A 1,158-nucleotide genomic window follows, 5' to 3' on the forward strand; every position below is an offset into this window, starting at 1 on the left:
AAACCGATGTGCGTGCGGCAGATGATAAGGCTCGGGCGGTCCTTGTCAGCCCTGGCCTCGGCCAGGGCCTTGTCCAGAGCGGCGGCGTCATGCCCGTCAACCGGGCCGATGACCTGCCAGTTGTAGGAGCGGTAGCGGGCGGCCACGTCTTCGTTGAACCAGCCGTCGATCTTGCCGTCAATGGAAATGCCGTTGGAGTCATACATGGCAATGAGCTTGCCGAGGCCCCATGTTCCCGCAAGGGAGCACGCCTCATGCGACACGCCTTCCATCAGGCAGCCGTCGCCCACAAAAACGTAGGTGTTGTGATCCACAACCGTGTGCCCGGGGGTGTTGAACTCCGCGGCCAGCATGCTTTCGGCCAGGGCCATGCCCACGGCGGACGCAATGCCCTGGCCCAGGGGGCCGGTGGTCATTTCAATGCCCAGGTGCGGTTCGTATTCGGGATGACCGGCGGTTTTTGCTCCCCACTGGCGGAAATTACGTATTTCTTCCATAGGGATGTCGTAGCCCGTGAGGTGCAGCAGGGCGTAGAGCAGCATGGACGCATGCCCGTTGGAGAGCACAAAGCGGTCGCGGTTGAACCACAGGGGATTGGCAGGATTATGCCTGAAACCATGCCTCCAGAGGGCTTCGGCCATATCGGCCATGCCGAGGGGCGCGCCGGGGTGACCGGAGCGGGCTTTTTCAATAGCGTCCATGGCAAGGGCGCGGATGGCGTTGGCGCACTGTCTGCGGGTGGGCATGATCATTCCTCTATTTTTGCTTGGGATGGGTGAGGGCAAAAGTCTGACGCCGGGCGGCGTCCAGCAGCGCGGGGCGCTGTTCGCGACCGGCCAGCGGCTTCATGAAGGCGGCCAGACGGGCATCGTAGGGCTTGTGGCCGAAAAAGGCCGAGCCTGAAACCAGCACATCGGCCCCTGCTTCAACCAACTGGGCCGTATTTTCGGGGCATACGCCGCCGTCTACCTGAATGAGCACGTCCTCGCCGCCGCAGGCGTCCAGCAGGCGGCGGGCGCTGCGAACCTTGTCCAGAGTGGCGGGGATAAAGGTCTGGCCGGAAAAGCCCGGATTGACGCTCATGACGAGCAGCATGTCCAGATCATTGACAAGCCAGCGTATGGAGCCGAGGTCCGTGCCGGGATTGAGCGCCACGCC

1 protein-coding gene and 1 pseudogene are annotated in these 1,158 nt (G+C 63.0%); both read right to left on the reverse strand.

The window, feature by feature from the left end:
* Positions 1-746, reverse strand: a pseudogene (locus tag V6C16_RS13835) (transketolase); the annotation flags it as partial.
* A 10-nt stretch (positions 747-756) separates the two neighbouring features.
* Positions 757-1,158: ribulose-phosphate 3-epimerase (locus V6C16_RS13840; protein WP_442886240.1), on the reverse strand; the 402-nt coding region annotated here is incomplete at its 5' end.

Source organism: Desulfovibrio sp. 1188_IL3213, assembly GCF_036763145.1.
In the GTDB taxonomy this organism is placed as follows: domain Bacteria; phylum Desulfobacterota; class Desulfovibrionia; order Desulfovibrionales; family Desulfovibrionaceae; genus Desulfovibrio.